This window comes from Kitasatospora sp. NPDC048296, assembly GCF_043201815.1.
In the GTDB taxonomy this organism is placed as follows: domain Bacteria; phylum Actinomycetota; class Actinomycetes; order Streptomycetales; family Streptomycetaceae; genus Kitasatospora.
In genome coordinates this window covers 16,407-38,315 of sequence record NZ_JBICZB010000058.1, presented here as the reverse complement: position 1 = coordinate 38,315, position 21,909 = coordinate 16,407, and the positions used below count along the sequence as shown (strand labels likewise).

The window sequence follows — 21,909 nt, the reverse complement described above, 5'->3', positions numbered from 1 at the left end:
CGCCGCGACCACCGACCAGAAGCGAAGGAACACGGAATGGCGAACGTCGACTCCGATCTCGAGCCGGCAGCCACTGCCGCCCGGCCGATCAGCGTATGGCGGCAGCGCAACTTTCAGGCCATGTGGTCTGCGCACACCGTCAGTCAGTTCGGGACTCAGATCACCTTCTTCGTCATCCCTGTGCTCGCGCTGACGACCCTCTCCGCGTCGACCGGCCAACTCGGCCTCATCTCGGCGATGGAGACCCTGCCCTTCCTCCTGGTTGGCCTGCAGGCGGGCGCACTGCTCGACCGGTGGGACCGCAAGCGCGTGATGGTCACGGCGGACATCGGCCGGGCCGTGGCCATCGCCCTGCTGCCCATCGGCTACCTCGTCGGGCTGTTGAACGTGCCCCTGCTCTGCGCGGTCGGGTTCGCCATCGGGCTGTTCACGGTGTTCTTCGACATCGCGAACCAGGCGTTCCTGCCGACGGTCGTGGCCCGGGAGCAGACCCCGGACGGCAACAGCAGGCTGGAGTTCTCCCGCTCGACGGCGGAACTGGCGGGCCCGAGCCTCGGTGGCCTCCTGCTGCAGGTGGTCACCGCACCCCTGATCCTCGTGGTCAACTCCGTGAGCTACCTGGTGTCCGCGCTGCTGCTCAACTTCATCCGGATACCCCAGGCGCAGGCACCGGAGCCCCAGGCGAAGACCAGGATGCGCACCCAGATCGCCGAGGGACTGCGGTTCGTCTTCGGTCATCGGACCTTGCGGTCCCTGGCCCTGGCGACTGGTATCAGCAACCTCGTAGGGCTGGGCGGCGCGTTGGGGGCCGTGCTGACCGCGTACGCCCTGCGAGACCTGAAGCTGTCGCCGGGAGAACTCGGGCTGGCCCTGACCGTCGGAAACTGCGGCGCGCTGCTGGGCGCCACGTTCAGCAGCCGTCTCATCAAGCTCGTCGGGCTCGGCAGGGTCCTGATAGCGGCCAAGTCCATGTCGGGAATCGCCGTGATCATCCTGGCGACTGCGGCCCCGGCGCGCGCCGTACCCACACTGATCGCCACCACCGGCATCATGGCGTGCGGCATCACCGTCTACAACATCGGGCAGGTGAGCCTCCGCCAGGCCATCACGCCCACCGGAATGCAGGCTCGGATGAACGCCTCCGTCCGGTTCGCCATCTGGGGAACCCTCCCGGTCGGCGCCATGGCCGGCGGCTACCTCGGGTCCGCTCTCGGCACACGTCCCACCCTGTGGATGATCGCCGGAATCGGCCTCTTCTCGTGCCTGCCACTGATCTTGACCACGGACATCCGGACGCTGCGCGCCTTTCCGTCGCAGCCATCCGACTGATCGAAATCAGCACACGTCCCGTCTCGGGTACGTGATTCGGCTCTGTACCTGCAAAGTGATGAAGCATTTGGGGGAGAAATGCGTAGGTTCACCCTTTCTGAAGACGAACGCCGAGACCTCATCGGTCTTGTGAACACCCTCGTGGACTCCAAGTCGTCCTGGGACCCGCTGAACGCGGTCGACCGGACGGCGATGGCCGCCGAACTGCTGCCGCTGCGGCTGAGGCAGTTCCTGGCCTCCGCACGTACCGAGGAGTCCGACGTGATCACGGTCTCCGGCCTGCCTCTCAGCACCGACATGTCACCCACCCCGGCGGGTTGGCGTGTCGCGGCCGACACCAGGGCTGGCTATTGGGAAGAGGCCCTGCTGATGCTGGTGGCCTGCGGGCTGGCCGACCCGTTCGCGTGGGCCGACCAGCAGAACGGCCGGATTCTGCACGATGTGTGCCCGACCCTGGGTGAGGAGAACTCGCTCACCAGCGCCAGCAGCGCGGCGAATCTGTCACTGCACACCGAAGACGTCTTCCACCCCTGCCGAGCCGACTACGTCGCCCTGCTGTGCCTGCGGAACCCGGACGCCGCCGGCACCACGATCGTGCGCGCCTCCGAGCTGGACCTGCCGCACCGCGACCGGCTCTTCGGCGACCACTTCAGGTTCTTCCCCGACGACTCGCACACCGAGGGCGGCGACGCCGAAGCAGCTGCACGCAAGGCTCAGGTCGGCTCCGTGCTCTTCGGATCCAACGACCTGCCGTACTTCCGGTTCGACCTCGACTTCATCGCCCCGGCCGATACCGCCGACACACAGACGCGGGCCGCGATCACTGACGTCCAGACACATCTCGAGAAAGCCGTCGAACGAGTGGTCCTCGAGCCTGGAGACCTCGTATTTCTGGACAACTACCAGGTCGTGCACGGCCGGGAGCCGTTCCGGGCCCGGTTCGACGGCACCGACCGCTGGCTGAAGCGGGTGAACTTGATCCGGGACGTGCGGCGGATCTTCGCCCACACCGGACAACGCAGCCGGGTAATCGCCTGATGACACGCGCCGGCGCACTCATCTTCGGCAGCTTCCGTACGTACGTCCCGCGCCCTGAGGCCGACACGGCGCTGTTCTGCTTCCCTCATGCGGGCGGTGCCGCAAGCTTCTTCAGCTCCTGGGCTTCGCTCGCCCCAGCCCAGGTCGCGATCCACGCAGCCCAGTACCCAGGGCGCGAGGACCGCTTTGGTGAACCGCTCGCCACCGGCATCTCGAAGTTGGCCGACGCAATGGCCGTCGAAGTCCTCGCCGTCAGGGAGCGCCGGGTGATCCTCTTCGGGCACAGTTTGGGCGCGCTCCTGGCGTACGAGGTGGCTTGCCGCTTGGAGGAGAGTGGTACGCCCGCAAGCCGCCTCGTGGTCTCGGGCATGGGGGCGCCGCATCACGTTTCCGGCGCGTTCTCGCGTCTTGAGGATCTGCCTTCGGCGATGGCCGAACTGCGCAGGCTGGGCGGGACTGATAGCGAAGTGCTGGACGCGCCAGGCCTCCTGGAGTTCCTGGCAGCCGTATTCAAGGCCGATTCCGACCTCGCCGCGGAGTACCGCCATACGCAAGGGAAGAAGCTCACTGCGACTCCCGTGGATGTATTCCTCGGCGACCGCGACCCCGACCTCGGGCCAGCCCAGGCCGAGCATTGGGCCGAGCTTGCGGCCCGCGCACAGGTGACAGTGTTCCCTGGCGACCACTTCTATCTCACACCGCAGCGGACCGAGGTTCTCGCTTCCGTCCTTCGTCCACAAGTCGCCTGAAGTTTGGCCAGATCGACCGCTACGTAGCACGATCTGCGATCCCAAGACCGCGTAACCCAGTCAAGATCACCGGTAAACCGTGTGCGGGAAACCGCACGCACGGATCGAAAGGGGACGGAGGAACCGGGCCGACAGAGCCCGCGCCTCCAACTACCGATGACCCCGACCCAGCGCGGCCTGGCGGCCGCCTCCACAGTCCTGTCCGTCCTGCTGATCACCGGCACGCTGACGCCTCAGGCGATGGCCGCAAGCCCGCTGCCCACTGATGTGGCCGTCGTGCCAGGCGAGTTCGAACCGGTGGGGACAACCCTGATCGCCTGGGCGATCCTCGACCAGGACTCCGCTGATCTGAAGGCGTACTTCGTCAACCTGATACGGGCCGCCTCCGAGAACTCCCGTGTCGTGGTGGTCGGCGATCACCCGGGCGCGGTCGACAACGCCCGCACCGCACTGGCTGCTGCGGACGTGGACACCTCGGAGATCGACTTCGTGGACAGCAGTCTCAACTCCTGGTGGATTCGCGACTACGGCCCGATCGCGGCCCGCACCACCGACGGTGGCATGCGTTTCATCTCCACCAGGTACCACCCCGACCGTCCGCAGGACGATGCGTTCGCCCCCAGTCTGGGCGCCCTGTGGAACGTACCGGTGACACGCGCCGACCTCGGAACCGAAGGGGGCAACTTCCTGTCCGACGGGGCCGGCGGCTGCCTCGTCACCAACGCGATCCTCAGCAACCCGTACAACGTCACGAACCACGTGACGGCAGAGGACGTGCAGACCATGTTCCGCTCGCTGTACGGCTGCAAGGTGACGACGTTCCTCGACCCCATCAAGGGCGAACGCACCGGCCACGTCGACATGTTCGCGGCCTTCACTGGCAACAAGGACATCCTCGTCGGCGCGTACAGCCCGAGCGACGACCCGGACAACGCCGCGGTCCTCGACGCCGACGCCGCCCGGCTCACCGCGGCCGGCTACCAGGTGCACCGGGTTCCGATGCCCGCGCACAAGGACGGTGTGTTCCGCTCCTACACCAACTCCCTTGCGGTGAACGGCGCGGTCCTCGTGCCGATATACACCGACGACACCACGTACGAGGAGACGGCACTCGACGCTTACCGTGCTGCCTTCCCCGACCGTCAGATCGTGACGATCGACGCCACGGCGATCATCAAGACCCGCGGTGCAGTCCACTGCACCACCATGACCATCGCCGACCAATGACCTGGGCAGCGCCGGGGGGGGGGGGGGGGGGGGGGCGGGCCCGGCCCCCCCCCCCCCCCCCGGCGCCCGCCTTTCGGCTACGGCCAGCCAGCGTAACGCGATGACCTCCCTCGCCGCCCCCATCGGCGGTCAGAGGGAGGGTGGGCCGTCGTGCATCCGTCGAAAGTACAGCGCCGCCTGGTGCCGGGGCCCACGCGATGGGGGTCGTCGGCGCCAGGAGTCAGTCCGTCCAGCACGTGCGGAAAAGCTGCCTGATTGGCGACATTGGAGTTTATGCTGTTATAGCACTTGGCTTTTGATATCTCGTCAGAGACAAGGGATGTCGGGAATGGTCGGTGGTGACGACGGCGATGCCCGCAGGCAGACTCTTGAGACCTGGGCCAGCGCGATCGGCAAGCCGGTTGGGGAGAACTACTCTCCGTACTCGCGATGCAAGGAGTGCTTGACCACGGTCGAGTGGAGGATGTCCACCGGGGGCAAGTGGATCCCCCTGCAGCCTAAGGACCTGCCCAGTTCCCGGGTGCCGGCCAGAGTCGCATGGCACGAGGACGACGAAGGCCTGGTCAGGCCGGGCCGGAAGACCGGTCGGTGCAGAGTGATCCACTACGCGGTCTGCCCCGCACGGGTGGGCACGCTGGAGCCCGAACTCGACGAAGTGCGACGGATGCTCGGCGTACGGGGCCGCAGCTATCGGATCGCCACCGGTGAGGACACGCCGCTGCAGCTCACGCCGAACGAGTACGGCATTTCCCCGGAGGCAGAGCAGGAAGGTGCGCTCTTCACCGAGAACGAGGTCGACGATCACAGCAGCGCGCTCGTGGAGGTATCACGGTGGGATGACTGGCTCCAGGTCCAGGTCGGCGACCCCGACGACCTGACCAACCCGGCCTACGTTGCGCTCAACCGCATGGGCGAGCGAGCCGACGGCACATGGCTGATGCCGCGCACACCGAAGAACGAAGGCCAACTTCGACGTCTCGCCACACAGAACAAGTGGCGATGGATAGACCTCCCCGGTGCCGGCCCGGACACGCCCAAGATCACACCTTTCGTGCCTCGCCCGAGCACCGGCACTGGCTGATCAGACGATTTCGCTGAGCCCCGCGCGACGGGGCGCCTCCGTTGTTGTCAGGGCGGCGGCCGGCGTGCCGGGCGGTCGACCAGCAGGCGACCGGATGCCTCCGTACGTATCGAAACCGGGCTCAGCACAGGGCAGGGGTGGGGCGGGTAGTCAAAGGGAGTAGTCGCGAGGCCGCATGGTGGTCGCCAGTCCCAGCGCCGCGCGGACGGCTTGGTCCGCGTCCATGCTGGCGTGTTCGGCGTCGCGGGTGACGGCCATCTGGCGGTGGATCTCGGTGCGGGTGGTCTCGGCTGCTGCTGCCTGCCAGGCGGACACGGCCTTTCGGTGCTGGTCGAGTACGACGGCGAACTGCTGCTCAACCCCGGCCGGCGCTCCGACCTTCTGCAGTTCGTCCACCGCGTGCCGGCCGGCCGCCGCCATCTCGTTCGCCCAGGCAGTCAGGTGGTCGTTGGTCAATTCTCCCGCATCCAGGCCGTCTGCAGAGACGCTGTCCCCTCGGGACGGACGACACCAGGGACAATCGACCGGCCTCGACCACGCCCTCGAATATCGCCGGGCGCCGCACCGCCTGCCTGACCGGCGACACCACCGAGGCCGGTGGTCGAACCGACACGAATGCGATCTGGGCGGCCCTCCAAGAGGCATCCCAACAGCGTCAGTTGAATGTCCAGCAGCTCTTCGCTCCGGCCGCCACCGCCGACCGGGCACTGCCCTACCTCGCCGGGCTCGCCGCCCAGCATTGCGACTTGGTCGTCACTGTCGGCCCCACCTTCGGGCAGGCACTGAACGCCGCCGCCAAGGCCAACCCGCACACTGCATTCGTCGCGGTGACCACCGAGGGACTGCCCGCGCCCGCCGGGGTCGACACGGTCTCGGGCAACAACACCGACAAAGCCGCCGAAATCCGCCGCCGGGCGCTCGCGCTGCCCGCTCCGGGCCGCTGAGTCGAACTGCGCGCTCCAACGACTCGGGTGATCTCTTTCCGACCGCATCAAACTTGGTCGGAATACAACCGCCTCTGTTCCCGCCATCGGGCCCTGGGAGTGCCCGGTCGACCGACGTAGAGCAGAGCGCTACGGGCCGAAAGACACGACGGCGCCCGCGGCCAGGCCCACCGCGATGAACTCCTGCAGCATGCGGGTGACCCCGCGGTGCGGCGCAGGAGCAGCGACGCCGCGGTGCCGGCCGCGCTGATCCGCACAGTCCGCTCCGCCCGGCAGCGAGGCACCGAGGTGACACCTCGCGAGCTCCTGCGCCAAGCCCAGCTGCGCAGGAGCTCGGCGCCGTCGTGCGCGCGAACCCTGTCGACCGAGCTCTGGAAGTAGCCAGGCCCGCCACGGTCGGTGTCCTGGCGGAAGCGGCCGCGACGGCGGCAGCCGACGGGGCAGTCCTGCTGGTCACGGGCCCTCCGGGACAGGGCAAGTCCTGGGCGTGCCAGCAGCTGGTCGACCAACTCACCGGCGACGGATGGCTGGTCGCGGGACCTGCCCGTCCAGATCGTGGTGCGGATGCGCTCCGACAGGGTCTTCTTCAACCCCGTGCCCGACGACTACCGGGTGGGCCCCAAGGGCGGCCAACCCCGCAGTCACGGAGCCCGGTTCGCGCTGGCCGATCCTACGACCTGGCGCGATCCCGACAGCGACACCGAGCACACCACCCGCCGCTACGGCACCGCCCGCATCCGGGCCTGGCACCGCCCGCATCCGGGCCTGGCACCGCCTGCATCCACGCATCTGGCGACGCTCCGCCTGGAGCGACCACCAAGGCCAACTCCCCATCGTCGAAGGCACCCTGATCCGCCTCGACGTCGACCACCTGCCCTCCGGCGGCACCCCGAAACCGGTCTGGCTGTGGTACTCCCACCCCACACCCTCCGGCGACGACACCGACATCGCTTGGCACGCGTTCCTACGGCGCTCCGACCTGGAACACACCTTCCGCTTCCTGAAGCAGGACCTCGGCTGGACCCGCCCGAAGCTGCGCGAGCCCTCAGCGGCCGACCGCTGGACCGCCCTGGTCCTGGCCGTCCACACCCAACTCCGTCTCGCCAGGCCACTGTCCGCCGACCTCCGCCGGCCCTGGGAGAGACCGCAGCCCGTCGAACGCCTCAGCCCCGCTCGGGTCCGACGCGGGTTCCGCAACATCCGCACGACCCTGCCCTGCCCAGCTGCCGTTGCGAGACCTTCCCGCCCCGGTGCCGGGCGCCCACCCGGCCGGCCCAACCGCCGCCGAGCCCCCATCTATGACGTCGGACTCGCCCTGGTCACCAACCAATAGCGAACAGACAGGCGAGAACCCGAACGCCGGAGAAGATGATCAATGGAGGTAAAACGACAAGCTGACAGATCTCCACGGGAGAAACCCCCAGCTCAGGTTTCAGTGGTTGGCGGGGGCGCTCCCGTCCGAGCAAAAGTGCCCAGCTGCCCCCTCACCGCTAGCAACGGGTACCGCCCGCTGCATGTAGGCAGCGACAGGAAGCTCAGCCCGTTGCCCCGGCGTGGGATTGTTCTCCCACGCCGGGGCGGATCCGTCGACGCCAACGACACCATCGACCTGGCCGGCGGGGCGAAGGCCACGCTCGACGGCTCGATCGAACTCGACCCGACCGTCACCTTCTCCTACCAGGGCAGCAGCCGCCTCAGGACAGCAGCGCCGGCAAGCCCGTCGTCCAGGGCAGGGCCCACCTCTCCGGCGGGATCGGGATCGACGGCGCCGTCCTGGGCCGCATCGCCATCTTCGGCACCCCGCTGTTCGAGAAGGACCTGCCGTTCAAGGTCTGCCGGCACGAATGGCCGATCGTGTCGGGCTCGTACACCAACGCCGGCCCCAGCGCCACGCCGAAGAACTGACGCCAAGTCGGCCGCACCACCGGGATCCGGCCTCACGCCGGGTCCCGGTGAGCCGGGCACCGAGTTCAGCGCGCCCCGCAAGGGCCGCCCCGCCAACCGTGACGAATCGCGGGCGGGCGGCCGCCGCCTGTACGACGGCGCCATCACCACCGGCGTAGCCGAGGACGAGACGCACCGGCCGGAGCGCGGGCCGCCCCTTTCCCTCGCTGTTCTGCCTACCCGGGCGGCCGAAGCCCCCCGGCAAGGCCAGGAACAGCCCACGGCCGCACCGTACCGCTGAGCCCGGACTCGACGGCCTCGGCGATCTTCTCCTTCTCGGTTCCGCCGGGCATCCCCCGGTTCTGCCGAGGAGAGAACGTGCACCGAGATCACCTGGTCCAACCAGTTGACCAGTCGTGGGTTCCGGGGCCATCCTCATCGGCATGACGGAAGCACCCATCAAGCGGGAGTCGGTCTCCGACCAGCTCTTCACGGTTCTCCGGGACCGGGTCCTGAGCGGCCACCTGCCCGCCGACAGCGCGCTGACCGCCGAGCGCGATCTGGCCGCGGAGTTCGGCGTCAACCGGCACGCGGTCCGTGAAGCGGTCAAGCGCCTGCAGCAGGCGCGGCTGGTGGAGGTGAGCCAGGGCGGACGCACCCGCGTCCTCGACTGGCGCACCAACGCCGGGCTTGACCTCGTGTTCGACGTCGCGCGCGGCAATGCGGTCTTCACCGAGTTCCAGCGCGACGCGATGGAGATGCGGGCCTGCATCGGCGCGGACGCGGCACGCCTGTGCGCCGATCGCCGCTCCCCGCAGACCGCCGAGGCCATCGTCGGGGCCGCCGAGGCCTACGACGGCATCGGGGCCGACCTGGCCGCGCTGGACGAGGCGGACGTCGCCCTGTGGCGGCTGATCGTGGCGGGCTCCGGGAACCTCGCCTACCTGCTGTCCTTCAACACCCTGGTCGGCGGAGCCGTCGCCAGCGGCGAGGTGCCGCTGGTCCACCGCACCGCCGAACTGCTCGACGTCGCGATCCGCCGGCGCCTCGCCGAACTCATCGCCGCCCGGGACGCGCAGGCCGCCGAGCAGGTGGCCCGCGAGATGCTCACCCGCACCGTCACCGCCATGACCCGCGCCAGTACCGAGCAGGAGGCCAGATCGTGATACCCGCCGTCATCTACGCCGTACCGGCCTTCCTCCTGCTCCTGGTCCTCGAACTCCTCTCCTACCGCTTCCTGCCCGACGACGACGAACGCGGCTACGAAACCCGCGACACCGCCACCAGCCTGTCGATGGGCATCGGAAGCCTGGTCATCGGAGGGCCCTGGCGCGTGGTCGCCGTCCTCGCCTACGCCGCCCTGTACACCGTCGCCCCCTGGCACCTGCCGACCGACTCACCCTGGACCTGGCTCGTCCTCTTCCTCGCCGACGACCTCGCGTACTACGTGTTCCACCGCGCCCACCACCGCGTGCGCGTGCTGTGGGCCAGCCACGTCCCGCACCACTCCAGTCTGCACTACAACCTCTCCACCGCCCTGCGGCAGAGCTGGACCCCGATGACCAGCCTCCCGTTCTGGCTGCCCCTCGCCCTGCTCGGCCTGCCGCCGTGGATGATCCTCCTCGAACAGTCCGTCAGCCTCGCCTACCAGTTCTTCCTCCACACCGAACGCGTCGACAAGCTCTGGCGCCCCGTCGAGTGGCTCTTCAACACCCCCTCCCACCACCGCGTCCACCACGCCTCCAACAAGGCCTACCTGGACCGCAACTACGGCGGCATCCTGATCGTCTGGGACCGCCTGCTGCGCACCTTCCAGGCCGAGGACGACGAGAAGGTGGTCTACGGCCTGACCAAGAACATCCACACCTTCAACCCGCTGCACGTCGCCTTCCACGAGTTCGCCGCCGCGTGGCGCGACGCCCGCACCGCCGACCGCTGGCGCGACAGGGCCGGCTACTTCCTCGGCCCGCCCGGCTGGACCCCGGCACCCCCGCCGTCGGCAGGCACGACCGTCTGAGGGCGTCCACGTCCGCCCGTTGGACCAGCCGTCCCACAGGATGTGGTGGTGGTTGAGGATCAGCACGTGCCGGTCCGCGCCGAGCCGGATGAGCAGGAAGCGCAGCAGCGGCGGCTTCGCGAGATCGAAGCGGCGCTCGCGGTCCTCGGCGCGCAGCCGCTCGACCTCGGCGGACTGCTCGGTGGCGGAGAGACCTCGGAGGTCCACCTCCGTCCAGGGCAGCTTCACCTGGCGCGGGATCACCTGCACCACCTTGCCCGAATCCATCTGGTGGAAGGCCACCTTGAGGTTGGGGTGGCGTTCGAGCAGCGCGAGGCCGGCGGCCTGGAGAGCGGCCGGGTCGACCGGGCCGTCCAGGTGGAGGGTCAGCTGGGACGCGTAGACGTCGACGCCCTCGCTGTCGTACTGGGCGTGGAAGAACAGGCCTTCCTGGAGCCGCGAGAGCGGCAGGATGTCCTGGATACGTGCGTTGGCCATGGTCTTACAGGTCCCAATCCGCGAACTTGTCTTCAATCAGGTCGATCTCGTCCTGGCTCAGCTCGGCCAGGGATACGTCCCAGGTGCTCAGGCCGCCGGCCTCGCCGCCCTCGGCATGCCGCACCAGGGCGACCAGCGCCTCGAACCACAACTCGCCCAGCCGCCGGACCTCGTGCTCGGCCAGCACCCCGGTCGCCCACGACCAGGCGGCGGTGAAGTGGGCGCCGTCGGCGCGGTCCTCGGTGCGGGCGTTGACGGTGACGGTGTGCGCCAGCGGTGCCAGGTCGTCGGCGCCACCGAACATCGCGCCCATCTCGGGGGCCGGCCCCCACGCGGCGGGCTCGCCGCCCCGCCGCTCGGTGGCGAAGCGACCGAGGTAGTTGAACGCCAGCTGAGGGGACGGGAGTTCGGCGAGGGCAGGGGCCGTCTCGGGGTTGAGGTGACGCAGCAGGCCGAAGCCGAGGCCGTGGTCCGGGATGGTCCGGAGCCGGTCCTTGACCGCCTTCAGCGCGCGGCCGAGGGCCGGGCCGGCGTCGGTGACGTCCGCCCAGTCGACGGCTCCGGGGTCCAGCCGGACGGGGTGGGCGAGGGTGAACCAGCCGACCGTACGGGAGAGGTCGACGCTCTCGGCGAACTCCTCGCGGCCGTGCGCCTCCAGTTCCAGCAGCAGACCGTTCCGGTCGCCGCGCCAGCGGTTGACGGCGAGGGCGAGGCCGGTGAGCAGCACGTCGTTGACCTCGGCGTGGAACAGCGCCGGGACGCTGGTCAGCAGCGGCTCGGCCAGCTCCGGCGGCAGCGCGAGTTCCAGGTGGCCGACGGTCTGCCGGGTGTCCCGTGCGGGATCGAGCGCCCGGGCTCCCAGCAGCGGGTCCGCGCCCGCCACCATGCCGTGCCACAGCGGGAGTTCGTCGGTTCGGCGTTCGGCCTCGGCGGTGAGGAGGTGGGCCCAGGTGCGGAAGGAGGTGCCGGTGGGCTGGAGGGCTTCGCCGTGCCAGGCGGCGGCGAGGTCGGGGAGCAGGATGCGCCAGGAGACGCCGTCGACGACCAGGTGGTGGATCATCACCAGCAGCCGGCCGGGGGCCGTCGGGCCGGCGTCGAACCAGACCAGCTGCACCATCTCGCCCTCGGCGGGGGCCAGTCGGGCCTGGGCGGCGCGGGCCTGCTCCTCGAAGCGGGCGCGCAGCTCGTCCTCGGCGAGGCCAGTGGCGTCGACCCGGGCGATCCGGGGTTCGACGGTGCCGCGCGGCGGGACGTGGAGGGTCCAGGTGCCGTCGTCGGCGGTGACCAGGCGGGCGCGCAGGGCGTCGTGGTGGTCGAGCACGGTCTGGAGGGCGGCGGTGAGGCGGTCCAGGCCGAGGTCGGCGGGCGCGTGGAGCAGCATCGCCCGGTGGAAGCCGTCGACCGGGCCGCCGCGCTCGCGCAGCCAGTGCATGATCGGGGTGGGCGCCAGGTCTCCGGTGCCGTCGTCCTCGGCGGCCGTCGTGCTCTCGGGCTCCTGGGCGACCAGGGCGAGTTCGGCGACGGTCTGCCGGGTGAAGACGTCCCGGGCGGTGAAGACGAGTCCGGCGGCGCGGGCCCGGGCGACCAGCTGGATGGAACTGATGGAGTCGCCGCCGAGCTCGAAGAAGCCGTCGTCGACGCCGACGCGGTCGAGCCCGAGCAGGTCGGCGAACAGGCGCGCGAGCACCTCCTCGCGCTCGCTGCCGGGGGCCCGTCCGGAGACGGCCGCAGCGAAGTCCGGTGCGGGCAGCGCCCGGCGGTCCAGCTTGCCGCTTGCCGTCAGGGGCAGCGCGTCCATAGGAACCAGCGCGGCCGGGACCATGTAGTCCGGCAGCAGGGTGCCGAGGTGCTTGCGGACACCGATGAGGTCGACCTCGTAGCCGGCCGGGACGAGGTAGCCGACGAGGCGCTTGTCGCCGGGGCGGTCCTCGCGGACGATGACCGCCGCGTGGGCGACGTCGGGGTGGGCCTTCAACGCGGCTTCGATCTCGCCGAGTTCGATCCGGAAGCCGCGGATCTTGACCTGGTCGTCGGCGCGGCCCACGAACACCAGCGCGCCGTCAGCGGTCCAGCGGACCACGTCGCCGGTGCGGTACATCCGGGCACCGGCCGGACCGTACGGGTCCGCCGTGAAGCGCTCGGCGGTCAGGCCGGAGCGGCCCAGGTAACCACGGGCCAGCTGGACACCGGCCAGGTACAGCTCCCCGGGCACGCCGGGTGCGACGGGCTGGAGGGCGCCGTCCAGGACGTACACCCGGGTGTTGGCCACCGGCCGCCCGATCGGCACCGCGACCCCGTCCGCTCCCGGCTCGCAGCGCCAGGCCGTGACCTCGACGGAGGCCTCCGTCGGCCCGTACAGGTTGTGCAGCGGCACACCCGGCAGCACACCGAAGAAGCGGTCGCGCAGGTCGGCGGGCAACGCCTCGCCGGAGCAGAACACCCCGCGCAGACCGGTGCACTCGGCGGCACTCGGCTCCTGGACGAAAGCCTGGAGCATCGACGGCACGAAGTGGGTGATCGTGACCCGCTCACGCCGGATCAGCTCCGCCAGATACGCCGGGTCCTTGTGCCCACCCGGCTTGGCCACCACCAGCGTGCCGCCGTTCAGCAGCGGCCAGAAGAACTCCCACACCGAGACGTCGAAACCGAACGGCGTCTTCTGCAGCACCCGGTCCTCCGGGCGCATCACATGGTCGGTCTGCATCCAGGCCAGCCGGTTGACCACACCCCGGTGCGGCACCGCGACACCCTTCGGACGCCCGGTCGAACCGGAAGTGTAGATCACGTACGCCGGGTTGTCCGGGCACGCCCGGGCGGCTGGGTCGGTCGCGGGGAACCGGTCGAGCGGTGCCTCGTCCAGCACCACGACCAGCACCTCGACGGAGGCGGGGACGGCAGCTCGGGTGGCGGCGGTGGCGAGGACCAGGGCCGGGGCGCCGTCCTCCAGGACGTAGGCGATGCGGTCGGCCGGGTACTCCGGGTCGACCGGGAGGTATGCGGCACCGGACTTGAGCACGGCCAGCAGCGCGACGACCAGCTCCACCGAGCGCTCCAGCACCAGCGCCACCGTCCGCTCCGGACCGGCCCCGTGCTCGACCAGCAGACGAGCGAGCCGGTTCGCGCGGGCGTTCAGCTCGGCGTAGGTCAGCTCGACACCCTCGAAGACCAGCGCCGTCGCCCCGGGCGTACGCGCGGCCTGCGCCTCGAACAGCGCCGGCATAGTGGTGTCCGGGACCTCGGCAGCCGTGTCGTTCCAGGTGGTGAGGATGCGCTCCCGCTCGTCCTCGGCGAGGACATCCACCACGCCGATCCGCTGCCCCGGGTCGGCGACGACCGCGGCGAGCACCCGGGTGAGGCGCCCGGCCAACGATTCGGCGGTCGACCGGTCGAACAGGTCGGTGGCGTACTCCAGTTCACCACGCAGCCCGGCCAGGCCGCCGTCCTCGGCGTACTGCTCCGCGAGGTTGAAGAACAGGTCGAACTTGGCCGTGTCGAGGTCGACGCGCTCGGTCCGGCTCGCCAGGCCGGGCAGGTCGAGCACCGCCTCGGCGTTGTTCTGCAGGGCGAACATGGTCTGGAAGAGCGGGTGGCGGGCGAGCGAGCGGGTGGGGTTCAGCTCGTCCACCAGGTGCTCGAACGGCACGTCCTGGTGGGCGAAGGCGACCAGGTTCGCCTCCCGCACCCGGCCGAGGAGCTCGGCGAAGGTCGGGTCGCCGGAGAGGTCGGTGCGCAGCACCAGGGTGTTGACGAAGCAGCCGACCAGGTCGTCGAGCGCCTCGTCGGTGCGCCCGGCGACGGGGGTGCCGAGGGGGATGTCCTCGCCCGCGCCGAGGCGGGTCAGCAGGGCGGCGAGCCCCGCCTGCAGGGCTATGAAGAGCGTCACGCCGTGCTCGCGGGCCAGCTCCGCGAGGCCGCGGTGGAGGTCCGCGGGGACGTCCAGTCGGACGGTCCCGGCGCGGTGGCTCGCCACCTGCGGGCGCGGCCGGTCGGTCGGCAGCTCCAGTTCCTCGGGCAGCCCGGCGAGGACCTGGCGCCAGTGGCCGACCTGCCGTGCCAGCAGGCCGTCCGGGTCGGTGTCCGCCCCGAGCAGCTCGTGCTGCCAGAGTGCGAAGTCCGCGTACTGTACGGGAAGTTCGTCCCACTGCGGCGCCGCGCTGGCCAGTCGGGCGGTGTACGCGACGGAGAGGTCGCGGGCCAGCGGCGCCAGCGACCAGCCGTCACCGGCGATGTGATGCAGCGCCAGCATCAGCACGTGCTCGTCCGCATCGATGGTGAACAGGTGGGCCCGCAGGGGAGGTTCGACGGCCAGGTCGAAGGGGCGCGCAGCCTCGGCGGCCAGCACACCGGACAGTTCGGCCTCCGACGTCCCGGTCCGGGTGAGCGCCGGAGCCGCACCGTCCAGAATCCGCTGGTACGGCAGGCCGTCCGGCCCCTCCGTGAACACCGTGCGCAGCACCTCGTGCCGCTCGACCACGTCGGCGAGCGCCGCGGCCAGCGCGGACTCGTCCACCCGGCCGGACAGGCGGACGGCCAGCGGCATGTGGTAAGCGGTCCCGGCCGCGTCGATGCGGTTGAGGAGCCAGAGCCGGCGCTGGGCCGAGGACACCGGCACCGAGGCGGGCCGCTGCGCGCGGACCAGCGCCGGACGGGCCGGCTGGGCGAGGTCCAGTCGTTCGGCCAGCCCGGCGACGGTCGGCGCCTCGAAGAGGTCGCGGATGGACAGCTCCACACCCATCGCCGCGCGGATCCGGCTCACCAGCCGGGTGGCCAGCAGCGAGTGGCCGCCGAACTCGAAGAAGCCGTCGTCGATGCCGACGGCCGCGAGGCCCAGCAACTCCGCGAACATGGCCGCGAGTTGCTCCTCGCGCGGATTCCGGGGCGTCCGACCGGGCAGACCGGCGGAGTACTCCGGGGCGGGCAGGGCACGCCGGTCGAGCTTGCCGTTCGCCGTCACGGGCAGGACGTCAAGGGCGACGAGTGCCGAGGGGAGCATGTAGTCGGGCAGCACGGCGCCCAGGTGCTTCCGGACGAGCGCGAGATCCGCCTGCTCGGCCGCCGGCACCAGGTAGCCAACGATCCTCCTGTCGCCGGGCCGGTCCTCGCGGACCAGCACTGCGGCGTGAGCGACCTCGGGGTGGGCCGTCAACGCGGCCTCGATCTCGCCGAGTTCGATGCGGAAGCCGCGGATCTTGACCTGGTCGTCGGCACGGCCGGTGAAGACGAGATCTCCGTCGGCCGTCCAGCGCACGACGTCGCCGGTGCGGTACATCCGGCCGCCCGCCGGGCCGTACGGGTCCGCGACGAAGCGCTCGGCGGTCTGGCCGCGCCGGTCGAGGTAGCCGCGGGCCAGGCCGGCCCCGGCGATGTACAGCTCGCCGGGCACACCCGCCGGGACCGGACGCAGGCGGGCGTCCAGGACGTACACGCGGGTGTTGGCGATCGGTCGGCCGATCGTCGGGGCGGTGTCGCGGGTGACCGGGGCGGCGGTGGACCAGATGGTGGTCTCGGTCGGGCCGTACAGGTTGGTGACCTCGCCGATTCGGCACAGCTCGGCCGCGAGCGGCGCGGGCAGGGCCTCACCGCCGACCAGTACCCGCAGCCCGGGCAGGCCGGCGCCGGCGGCCCGCTCGGCCAGTGCGCGCCAGAGCGAGGGGGTGGCCTGCACGACGGTGGCACCCGAGCGGGTCAGCAGCTCGGTCAGCGCGGCGGGGTCGCGCACGGTGTCCCGCGGGGCGAGTTCCACCCGGGCACCGCTGACCAGCGGAAGGTAGAGCTCCAGGGCCGCGATGTCGAAGGAGACCGTGGTCACGGCCACCCAGCAGTCCCGCTCGGACAGCGGGAAACGGCGGCCCATGTCGGCCAGGAAGTTGGACAGGCTCGCGTGCGGCACCACGACGCCCTTGGGGCGCCCGGTGGAGCCCGAGGTGTAGATGACGTACGCCGGGTTGGCCGGGAGCAGCGGGCTGATCCGGTCCGCGTCGGACGGGTCGGTGTCCGGCAGGGCGGCCAGGTCACGGGCCACGGCGGGCGAGCCGAGGGCGATGGTCGGCGTCGTCACGGGTGCGGCGTCCGCGGTCGTGAGCACCAGCGCCGGGGCGCCGCCCTCCAGCAGGTACGCGATGCGGTCGGCCGGAAGGCCGGGGTCGACCGGCAGGTAGGCCGCGCCGGACTTGAGGACGGCCAGCAGCGAAACGACCAGTTCGGCCGAGCGCTCCACCATCAGCGCCACGGTCCGCTCGGGGCCGGCGCCGTGGGCGATCAGCAGGTGGGCGAGGCGGTTGGCGCGGGAGTTGAGCTCGGCGTAGGTGAGTTCGACGCCCTCGAAGGCGAGGGCGATCGCGTCCGGGGTCCGGGCGGCCTGGGCCTCGAACTGCGCGGGCACGGTGACCGACGACACCTCGACGGCGCCGGAGCTCCACTCGGTGAGGATGCGGCGGCGCTCGTCCTCGCGAAGCACCTCCGCCCGGCCGATCGGCAGCGCGGGCTCGGCGGCGACCGCGGCGAGCAGGTGGACCCAGCGCTCCACCATGACCTCGACCGTCGAGCGGTCGAACAGGTCCACGGCGTACTCGACGGTTCCCTGAATCCCGGCCGCGTCGCCCGTCTCGTCGACGAGTTCGCTGACACTGACGGCCAGGTCGACCTTGGCCGATCCGGCCTGTGCCGGCTCCACCCGGACGTCCACGCCGGGCAGGTCGAGGACCGCCCCGGCGGTGTTGTGAAGAGTGAGCATGACCTGGAAGAGCGGGTGGCGGGCGAGCGAGCGGGTGGGGTTGAGCTCGTCCACCAGCTGCTCGAACGGCAGGTCCTGATGGGCGAACGCCGCCAGGTCGAACTCCCGGACCCGGCTCAGGAGTTCGGTGAACGTGGGGTCGCCGGACAGGTCGGTGCGCAGCACCAGGGTGTTGACGAAGAACCCGACCAGCTCGCCGAGCGCGTCGTCGGTGCGGCCGGCGACGGGGGTGCCGATGGGGATGTCCTCGCCCGCGCCCAGCCTGCTCAGCAGTGCCGCGAGCGAGGCCTGGAGAGTCATGAAGACCGTCGCGCCATGGGCGCGGGCGAGTTCGGCCAGGCGGCGGTGGGTGTCGGCGGGGATCGTGACGGGGACGGTGCCGCCGAGGTGGCCGGCGGCGAGCGGGCGCGGCCGGTCGACGGGCAGCTCCAGCTCCTCCGGGATGCCGGCCAGTGCCCGCCGCCAGTACGCGAGTTGGCGTGCCGCGAGGCTGTCGGGGTCGGTGTCGTCGCCGAGAAGCTCGCGCTGCCACAGGGTGTAGTCGGCGTACTGCACGGGAAGCTGCGCCCACTGCGGAGCGGCGCCGGCCAGTCGCGCAGCATAGGCCGCGGACACGTCGCGGGCGAGCGGGGCCATCGACCAGCCGTCCGCAGCGATGTGGTGCACCGTCAGCAGCAGCACCTGCTCGTCCGCATCGAGCACGAAAAGAGCCGCACGCAGCGGGAGTTCACGGGCGAGGTCGAAGCCACGCGCCGACTCCGTCGCCAGCGCCCGCGCCAGGTCGGCCTCCGCGACCTCGTGCACGGCCAGGGGCACCGGCACCGCGTCGAGAACCCGCTGCAGCGGTTGACCGTCGGCGTCCTCGGCGAAGACGGTCCGCAGGGCCTCGTGCCGGGCGACCACATCAGCCAGGGCGGCCTCCAGCGCGGCCACATCCAGGGCGCCGGTCAGCCGGACGGCCAGCGGGAGGTGGTAGGCGGCCCCTGCGGCCTCCAGCTTGTCGAGGAACCAGAGACGGCGCTGCGCGTGGGAGACGGGCAGGCTCTCGGGCCGCGGCTCGGCCGCGACCAGGGCGGGCCGGGCGGCGGTCGCACCGTCGACACGCTCGACGAGCGCGGCGACGGTGGGCGCCTCGAAGAGGTCGCGGATGGCCAGGTCGACGCCGAACACCGCGCGCAGGCGGCCGATCAACCGGGTCGCCAGCAGCGAGTGTCCACCGAGGTCGAAGAAGCCGTCGTCGATGCCGACCGAGGCGAGGCCCAGCACCTCGGCGAACACCGCACAGAGCAGTTCCTCCCGCTCGCCGCGCGGGCCGCGCCCGCCGGCTGAGCCGCCGAACTCCGGCGCGGGCAGGGCGAGTCGGTCGACCTTGCCGCTCGGGGTCAGCGGTATGGCGTCCAGCAGCACGATCGCGCTCGGCACCATGTAGTCGGGAAGGGTCAGGGCGAGGTGCCGCCGGAGGTTCTCCGGCTCCGCGGCCCCGGCCTCGGCGAGCACGGCGTAGCCGACCAGCAGCTGCCCACCGGCGACGTCCTCCCGCACCGTCACGACGGCCCGGTGCACGGCCGGGTGGTCGCACAGGGCGGCCTCCACCTCGCCGGGCTCGACCCGGTTGCCGCGGATCTTGACCTGGGCGTCCGCCCGGCCGAGGAGCTCGATCTCGCCGTCGGCGTTCCAGCGGGCCAGATCACCGGTCGGTACATCCGGGCACCCGCCGGGCCGTACGGGTCGGCCACGAACCGCTCGGCCGTCAGCCCGGCCCGCCGCAGGTAGCCGCGGGCGAGCGCGGCGCCGCCGACGTACAGTTCGCCGGTCGCGCTCACGGGCACCGGCCGCAGGGCGGCGTCCAGGACGTAGGCGCCGATGTTGTCGAAGGGCAGGCCGATCGGCTGCCGGTCCGGCCCGCAGTCGCCGCAGACGGCGTCACCGCTGAGCTCGGACGAGCCGTAGTAGTTGGCGAGCCGGGCGCCGGGCAGCAGCTCGGCGAACCGGGCGGCCAGGTGGGCCGGGATGATCTCGCCGGTGGTCATCCACAGCTCGCAGGAGGCGAGGTGGGCAGGGTCGGCGACGTCCAGCACGGCCGCGAGCAGGCTCGGCACCACGAAGATCCGGCCCACGCCGTGCTCGGCGATCAGCCGGGCCAGCGCGGCCGGATCCTTCGCCTGCTCGCCGTCCGCCAGCACCGTCCCCTCGCCGTACAGCAGCCCGCCCAGCAGCTCGGTGGAGCCGTCGACGAAGCTCATCGAGCTCTTGGCCAGTGCGGGCCGGTCGGCCCGGTACGGGTGGCGGCGGGCGATCGCGCTCAGGTGGTTGACCTCGGCCGCGTGGATGCCGACGACGCCCTTGGGGCGACCGGTGGAGCCGGAGGTGTAGATGACGTACGCGGGATGCTCGGGCAGAAGCGGCAGGCGGCGGTCCGCGTCCGCCGGGTCGGTGCCGGGGTGTTCGGCCGTTTCGGCCCGGAACTCCGGCCGGTCGAGCACCAGCACCGGAGCGGCGGGCGCCTCGGCGAGCACCGCCGCGGTCGCCTCGACGGCCAGCGCCACCACCGGGCGGGCGTCGCGGAGCATGTGGGCGATCCGCTCGGCCGGCCAGGTCGGGTCGATCGGGAGGTAGGCCGCGCCGGACTTGAGGACGGCGAGCAGGGCGACGGCCAGCTCGATCGAGCGGGGCAGCGCGAGGGCAACGAGGTCCTCCGGGCCGGCGCCGCGCTCGATCAGCAGCCGGGCCAGCCGGTTGGCGCGCTCGTTGAGCTCCGCGTACGAGACCTCGACGCCCCGGCAGACCAGGGCGGTGGCGTCCGGCGTGCGCGCGGCGCGGGCCTGGAACAGCTCGGTCAGGGTGGTCCTCGGCAGCGCCACCGCCGGGGCCGTCCCCGCGGCGATGAGCCGCTGCCGCTCGGCTTCGTCGACGAGCTCGACCAGGCCGACCGGGAGTTCGGGGTCACTGGCGGCGAGGGTACCCAGCAGCCGGGCGAAGCCCTCCGCGTGACCGGCCAGCTCCGCCTCGCCGTAGAGCGCCGGATTGGCGTCCACGACCAGCAGCATGCCCTGCCCCGCCTGGCGGTCGTAGACGACGAAGGAGAGGTCCTCGACCGGCCCGTTGGTGAGGTTGTGGAGGGTGGTCGGGTGGCCGGCGAAGGTGAGGTCGTAGCCGAACGACATGATGTTGACCGTGGCACCGACCAGGCGGCCTCCGCCGCCGAGCAGGTTGAGCTCGCGGCGCAACTCCTCGTAGCGGTACCGCTGGTGGCGCAGCGCCTCGCGGGTCGCGGCGCTGGTGCGGCGCGCGAGCTCCCGCACCGTCAGCTCGGGGCGCGCGGTGAGCCGCAGCGGCAGCAGGTTGGTCTGCATGCCGGGCACCGCCTTGGCAATCCGGCCGACCCGGCCGGTCACGGGCAGACCGAGGACGGGCTCGTCGCTGCCGGTCAGCCGGCCGAGGTAGAGCGCGGCCGCCGCCAGCAGCAGCGCCGACCAGCCGACCCCCAGCCGGCGGGCGGCCGTCCGCAGGGCGTCGGCCTGCTCGGGCGGGAGCGGGATCTCGTGGCGCAGGTGGGTGGACGAGACGGGGGCGGTGCGGCCGGCCAGGGTGGTCGGTTCGGGGCGGTCGGCGAGCCGCTCCAGCCAGTACGCGCGGTCGGCCCGGTACGCCTCGGAGGCACGGTAGGCGGCCTCCTCCTCGATCAGGTGGCGGAACGACGGCAGGGCGCCCTCGGCGGCGGGCTCGCGGCCGTCGGCCAGCGCGGTGTAGACCTCGGCCATCCGGGCGGCGATCAGCTGCCCCGACTGGCCGTCGACCAGGGCGTGGTGGCCGCGCTGGTACCAGAACCAGCGGTCCGGCGCGGCCCGGAACAGCGCCTGGCTGACGCTCCGGGGCCGGGTGGGGTCGGCCGGCCGGCTCAGGTCCTGCCGCATCAGGTCGAGCGCGGCGGCCCCCGGGTCGGCCTCCGCGCTGACGTCCTCGACCCGCAGCGGCCAGCGGTGGTCCGGTTCCAGGGTCTGCACGGTGTCGCCGTCGACGCTGCCGAAGCGCAGCCGGAACGCCTCGCACTCGCCGAGGACCACGTGCAGCGCCGACTCGAACAGGTCGGGGTCGACGGCGCCGTGGATCTCGACGCACTCGGAGATCTGGTACGCCGCACTCGTCGGGTCGAGCTGCTGGGCGAACCAGACGCCCGACTGACCCGCCATGAGTGGCCAGGTGACGGCGTGGGAGTCCGACATGGTGAGTGCTCCGGGTTCGTCGGCGGTGCTGGTGCGAGGCGGCGGGGCCGGCGAAGGGGCGGTCCCGTCCACGGGGGGCACGGGCGGTGGGCTCCGGGAGCGAAGGTCCTGCGGGCCTTTTGTCATGCCACGTGATGTCGATCAATCTAGTCGTCGACTTCCCGTGGATGACGGTGCGTTGACAACGTCGATATGAAGATCGGGGAA

Annotated in this window: 11 protein-coding genes and 2 pseudogenes; 9 read left to right on the top strand and 4 right to left on the bottom strand. The window is 71.5% G+C overall.

Annotated features, from left to right (window positions below; translation table 11 throughout):
• The first annotated feature begins 36 nt into the window (after window positions 1–36).
• From ACGF12_RS28155 to ACGF12_RS28135, 5 genes are all read left to right on the top strand, one after another.
• Window positions 37–1,329 (top strand): MFS transporter, encoded by a 1,293-nt coding sequence (locus ACGF12_RS28155; RefSeq protein WP_393035757.1) that lies wholly within the window; start codon window positions 37–39, stop codon window positions 1,327–1,329.
• A 129-nt stretch (window positions 1,330–1,458) separates the two neighbouring features.
• A complete protein-coding gene (locus ACGF12_RS28150) occupies window positions 1,459–2,367 on the top strand; it encodes a TauD/TfdA family dioxygenase (RefSeq protein WP_393035755.1) in 909 nt (302 codons plus the stop codon).
• Window positions 2,367–3,116, top strand: a complete 750-nt coding sequence (locus ACGF12_RS28145) for a thioesterase II family protein (RefSeq protein ID WP_393035752.1) — start codon at window positions 2,367–2,369, stop codon at window positions 3,114–3,116. The genes ACGF12_RS28150 and ACGF12_RS28145 overlap by 1 nt, the downstream gene beginning before the upstream one ends.
• 156 nt (window positions 3,117–3,272) lie before the next feature.
• Window positions 3,273–4,343, top strand: a complete 1,071-nt coding sequence (locus tag ACGF12_RS28140) for an agmatine deiminase family protein (RefSeq protein ID WP_393035749.1) — start codon at window positions 3,273–3,275, stop codon at window positions 4,341–4,343.
• Between the two features lie 100 nt (window positions 4,344–4,443).
• Entirely contained in the window at window positions 4,444–5,424 is a 981-nt protein-coding gene (locus ACGF12_RS28135) for a DUF6083 domain-containing protein (protein WP_393035746.1), read from the top strand.
• A 150-nt stretch (window positions 5,425–5,574) separates the two neighbouring features.
• Here the strand turns inward: ACGF12_RS28135 and ACGF12_RS28130 are convergent, their stop codons facing one another.
• Window positions 5,575–5,880, bottom strand: coding sequence for a hypothetical protein (locus tag ACGF12_RS28130; protein WP_393035743.1), 306 nt, complete (start codon window positions 5,878–5,880; stop codon window positions 5,575–5,577).
• A 203-nt stretch (window positions 5,881–6,083) separates the two neighbouring features.
• On the opposite strand from ACGF12_RS28130, the gene ACGF12_RS28125 reads away from it, so the two are divergent.
• From ACGF12_RS28125 to ACGF12_RS28110, 4 genes and pseudogenes are all read left to right on the top strand, one after another.
• Window positions 6,084–6,368 carry a hypothetical protein gene (locus tag ACGF12_RS28125; protein ID WP_393035740.1) on the top strand — a complete coding sequence of 95 codons (285 nt, stop codon included), beginning with the start codon at window positions 6,084–6,086 and terminating at the stop codon, window positions 6,366–6,368.
• A 534-nt stretch (window positions 6,369–6,902) separates the two neighbouring features.
• Window positions 6,903–7,701: pseudogene (locus tag ACGF12_RS28120) on the top strand (transposase); the annotation flags it as partial.
• A 994-nt stretch (window positions 7,702–8,695) separates the two neighbouring features.
• Window positions 8,696–9,418: a FadR/GntR family transcriptional regulator gene (locus tag ACGF12_RS28115; protein WP_393035737.1), complete on the top strand. Its 723-nt coding sequence runs from the start codon at window positions 8,696–8,698 to the stop codon at window positions 9,416–9,418.
• The gene (locus tag ACGF12_RS28110; protein WP_393035734.1) at window positions 9,415–10,269 is read left to right on the top strand and encodes a sterol desaturase family protein; all 855 of its coding nucleotides are present in this window, start codon (window positions 9,415–9,417) and stop codon (window positions 10,267–10,269) included. Before ACGF12_RS28115 ends, ACGF12_RS28110 begins: the two co-directional genes overlap by 4 nt.
• A 33-nt stretch (window positions 10,270–10,302) precedes the next feature.
• Here ACGF12_RS28110 and ACGF12_RS28105 read toward each other — a convergent pair.
• The 3 genes and pseudogenes from ACGF12_RS28105 to ACGF12_RS28095 form a co-directional block, all read right to left on the bottom strand.
• Window positions 10,303–10,746: pseudogene (locus tag ACGF12_RS28105) on the bottom strand (condensation domain-containing protein); the annotation flags it as partial.
• A 4-nt stretch (window positions 10,747–10,750) separates the two neighbouring features.
• Entirely contained in the window at window positions 10,751–19,138 is an 8,388-nt protein-coding gene (locus ACGF12_RS28100; RefSeq protein ID WP_393035784.1) for an amino acid adenylation domain-containing protein, read from the bottom strand.
• Window positions 19,024–21,702 carry an AMP-binding protein gene (locus ACGF12_RS28095; RefSeq protein ID WP_393035731.1) on the bottom strand — a complete coding sequence of 893 codons (2,679 nt, stop codon included), beginning with the start codon at window positions 21,700–21,702 and terminating at the stop codon, window positions 19,024–19,026. Before ACGF12_RS28095 ends, ACGF12_RS28100 begins: the two co-directional genes overlap by 115 nt.
• Window positions 21,703–21,909: the final 207 nt, after the last annotated feature.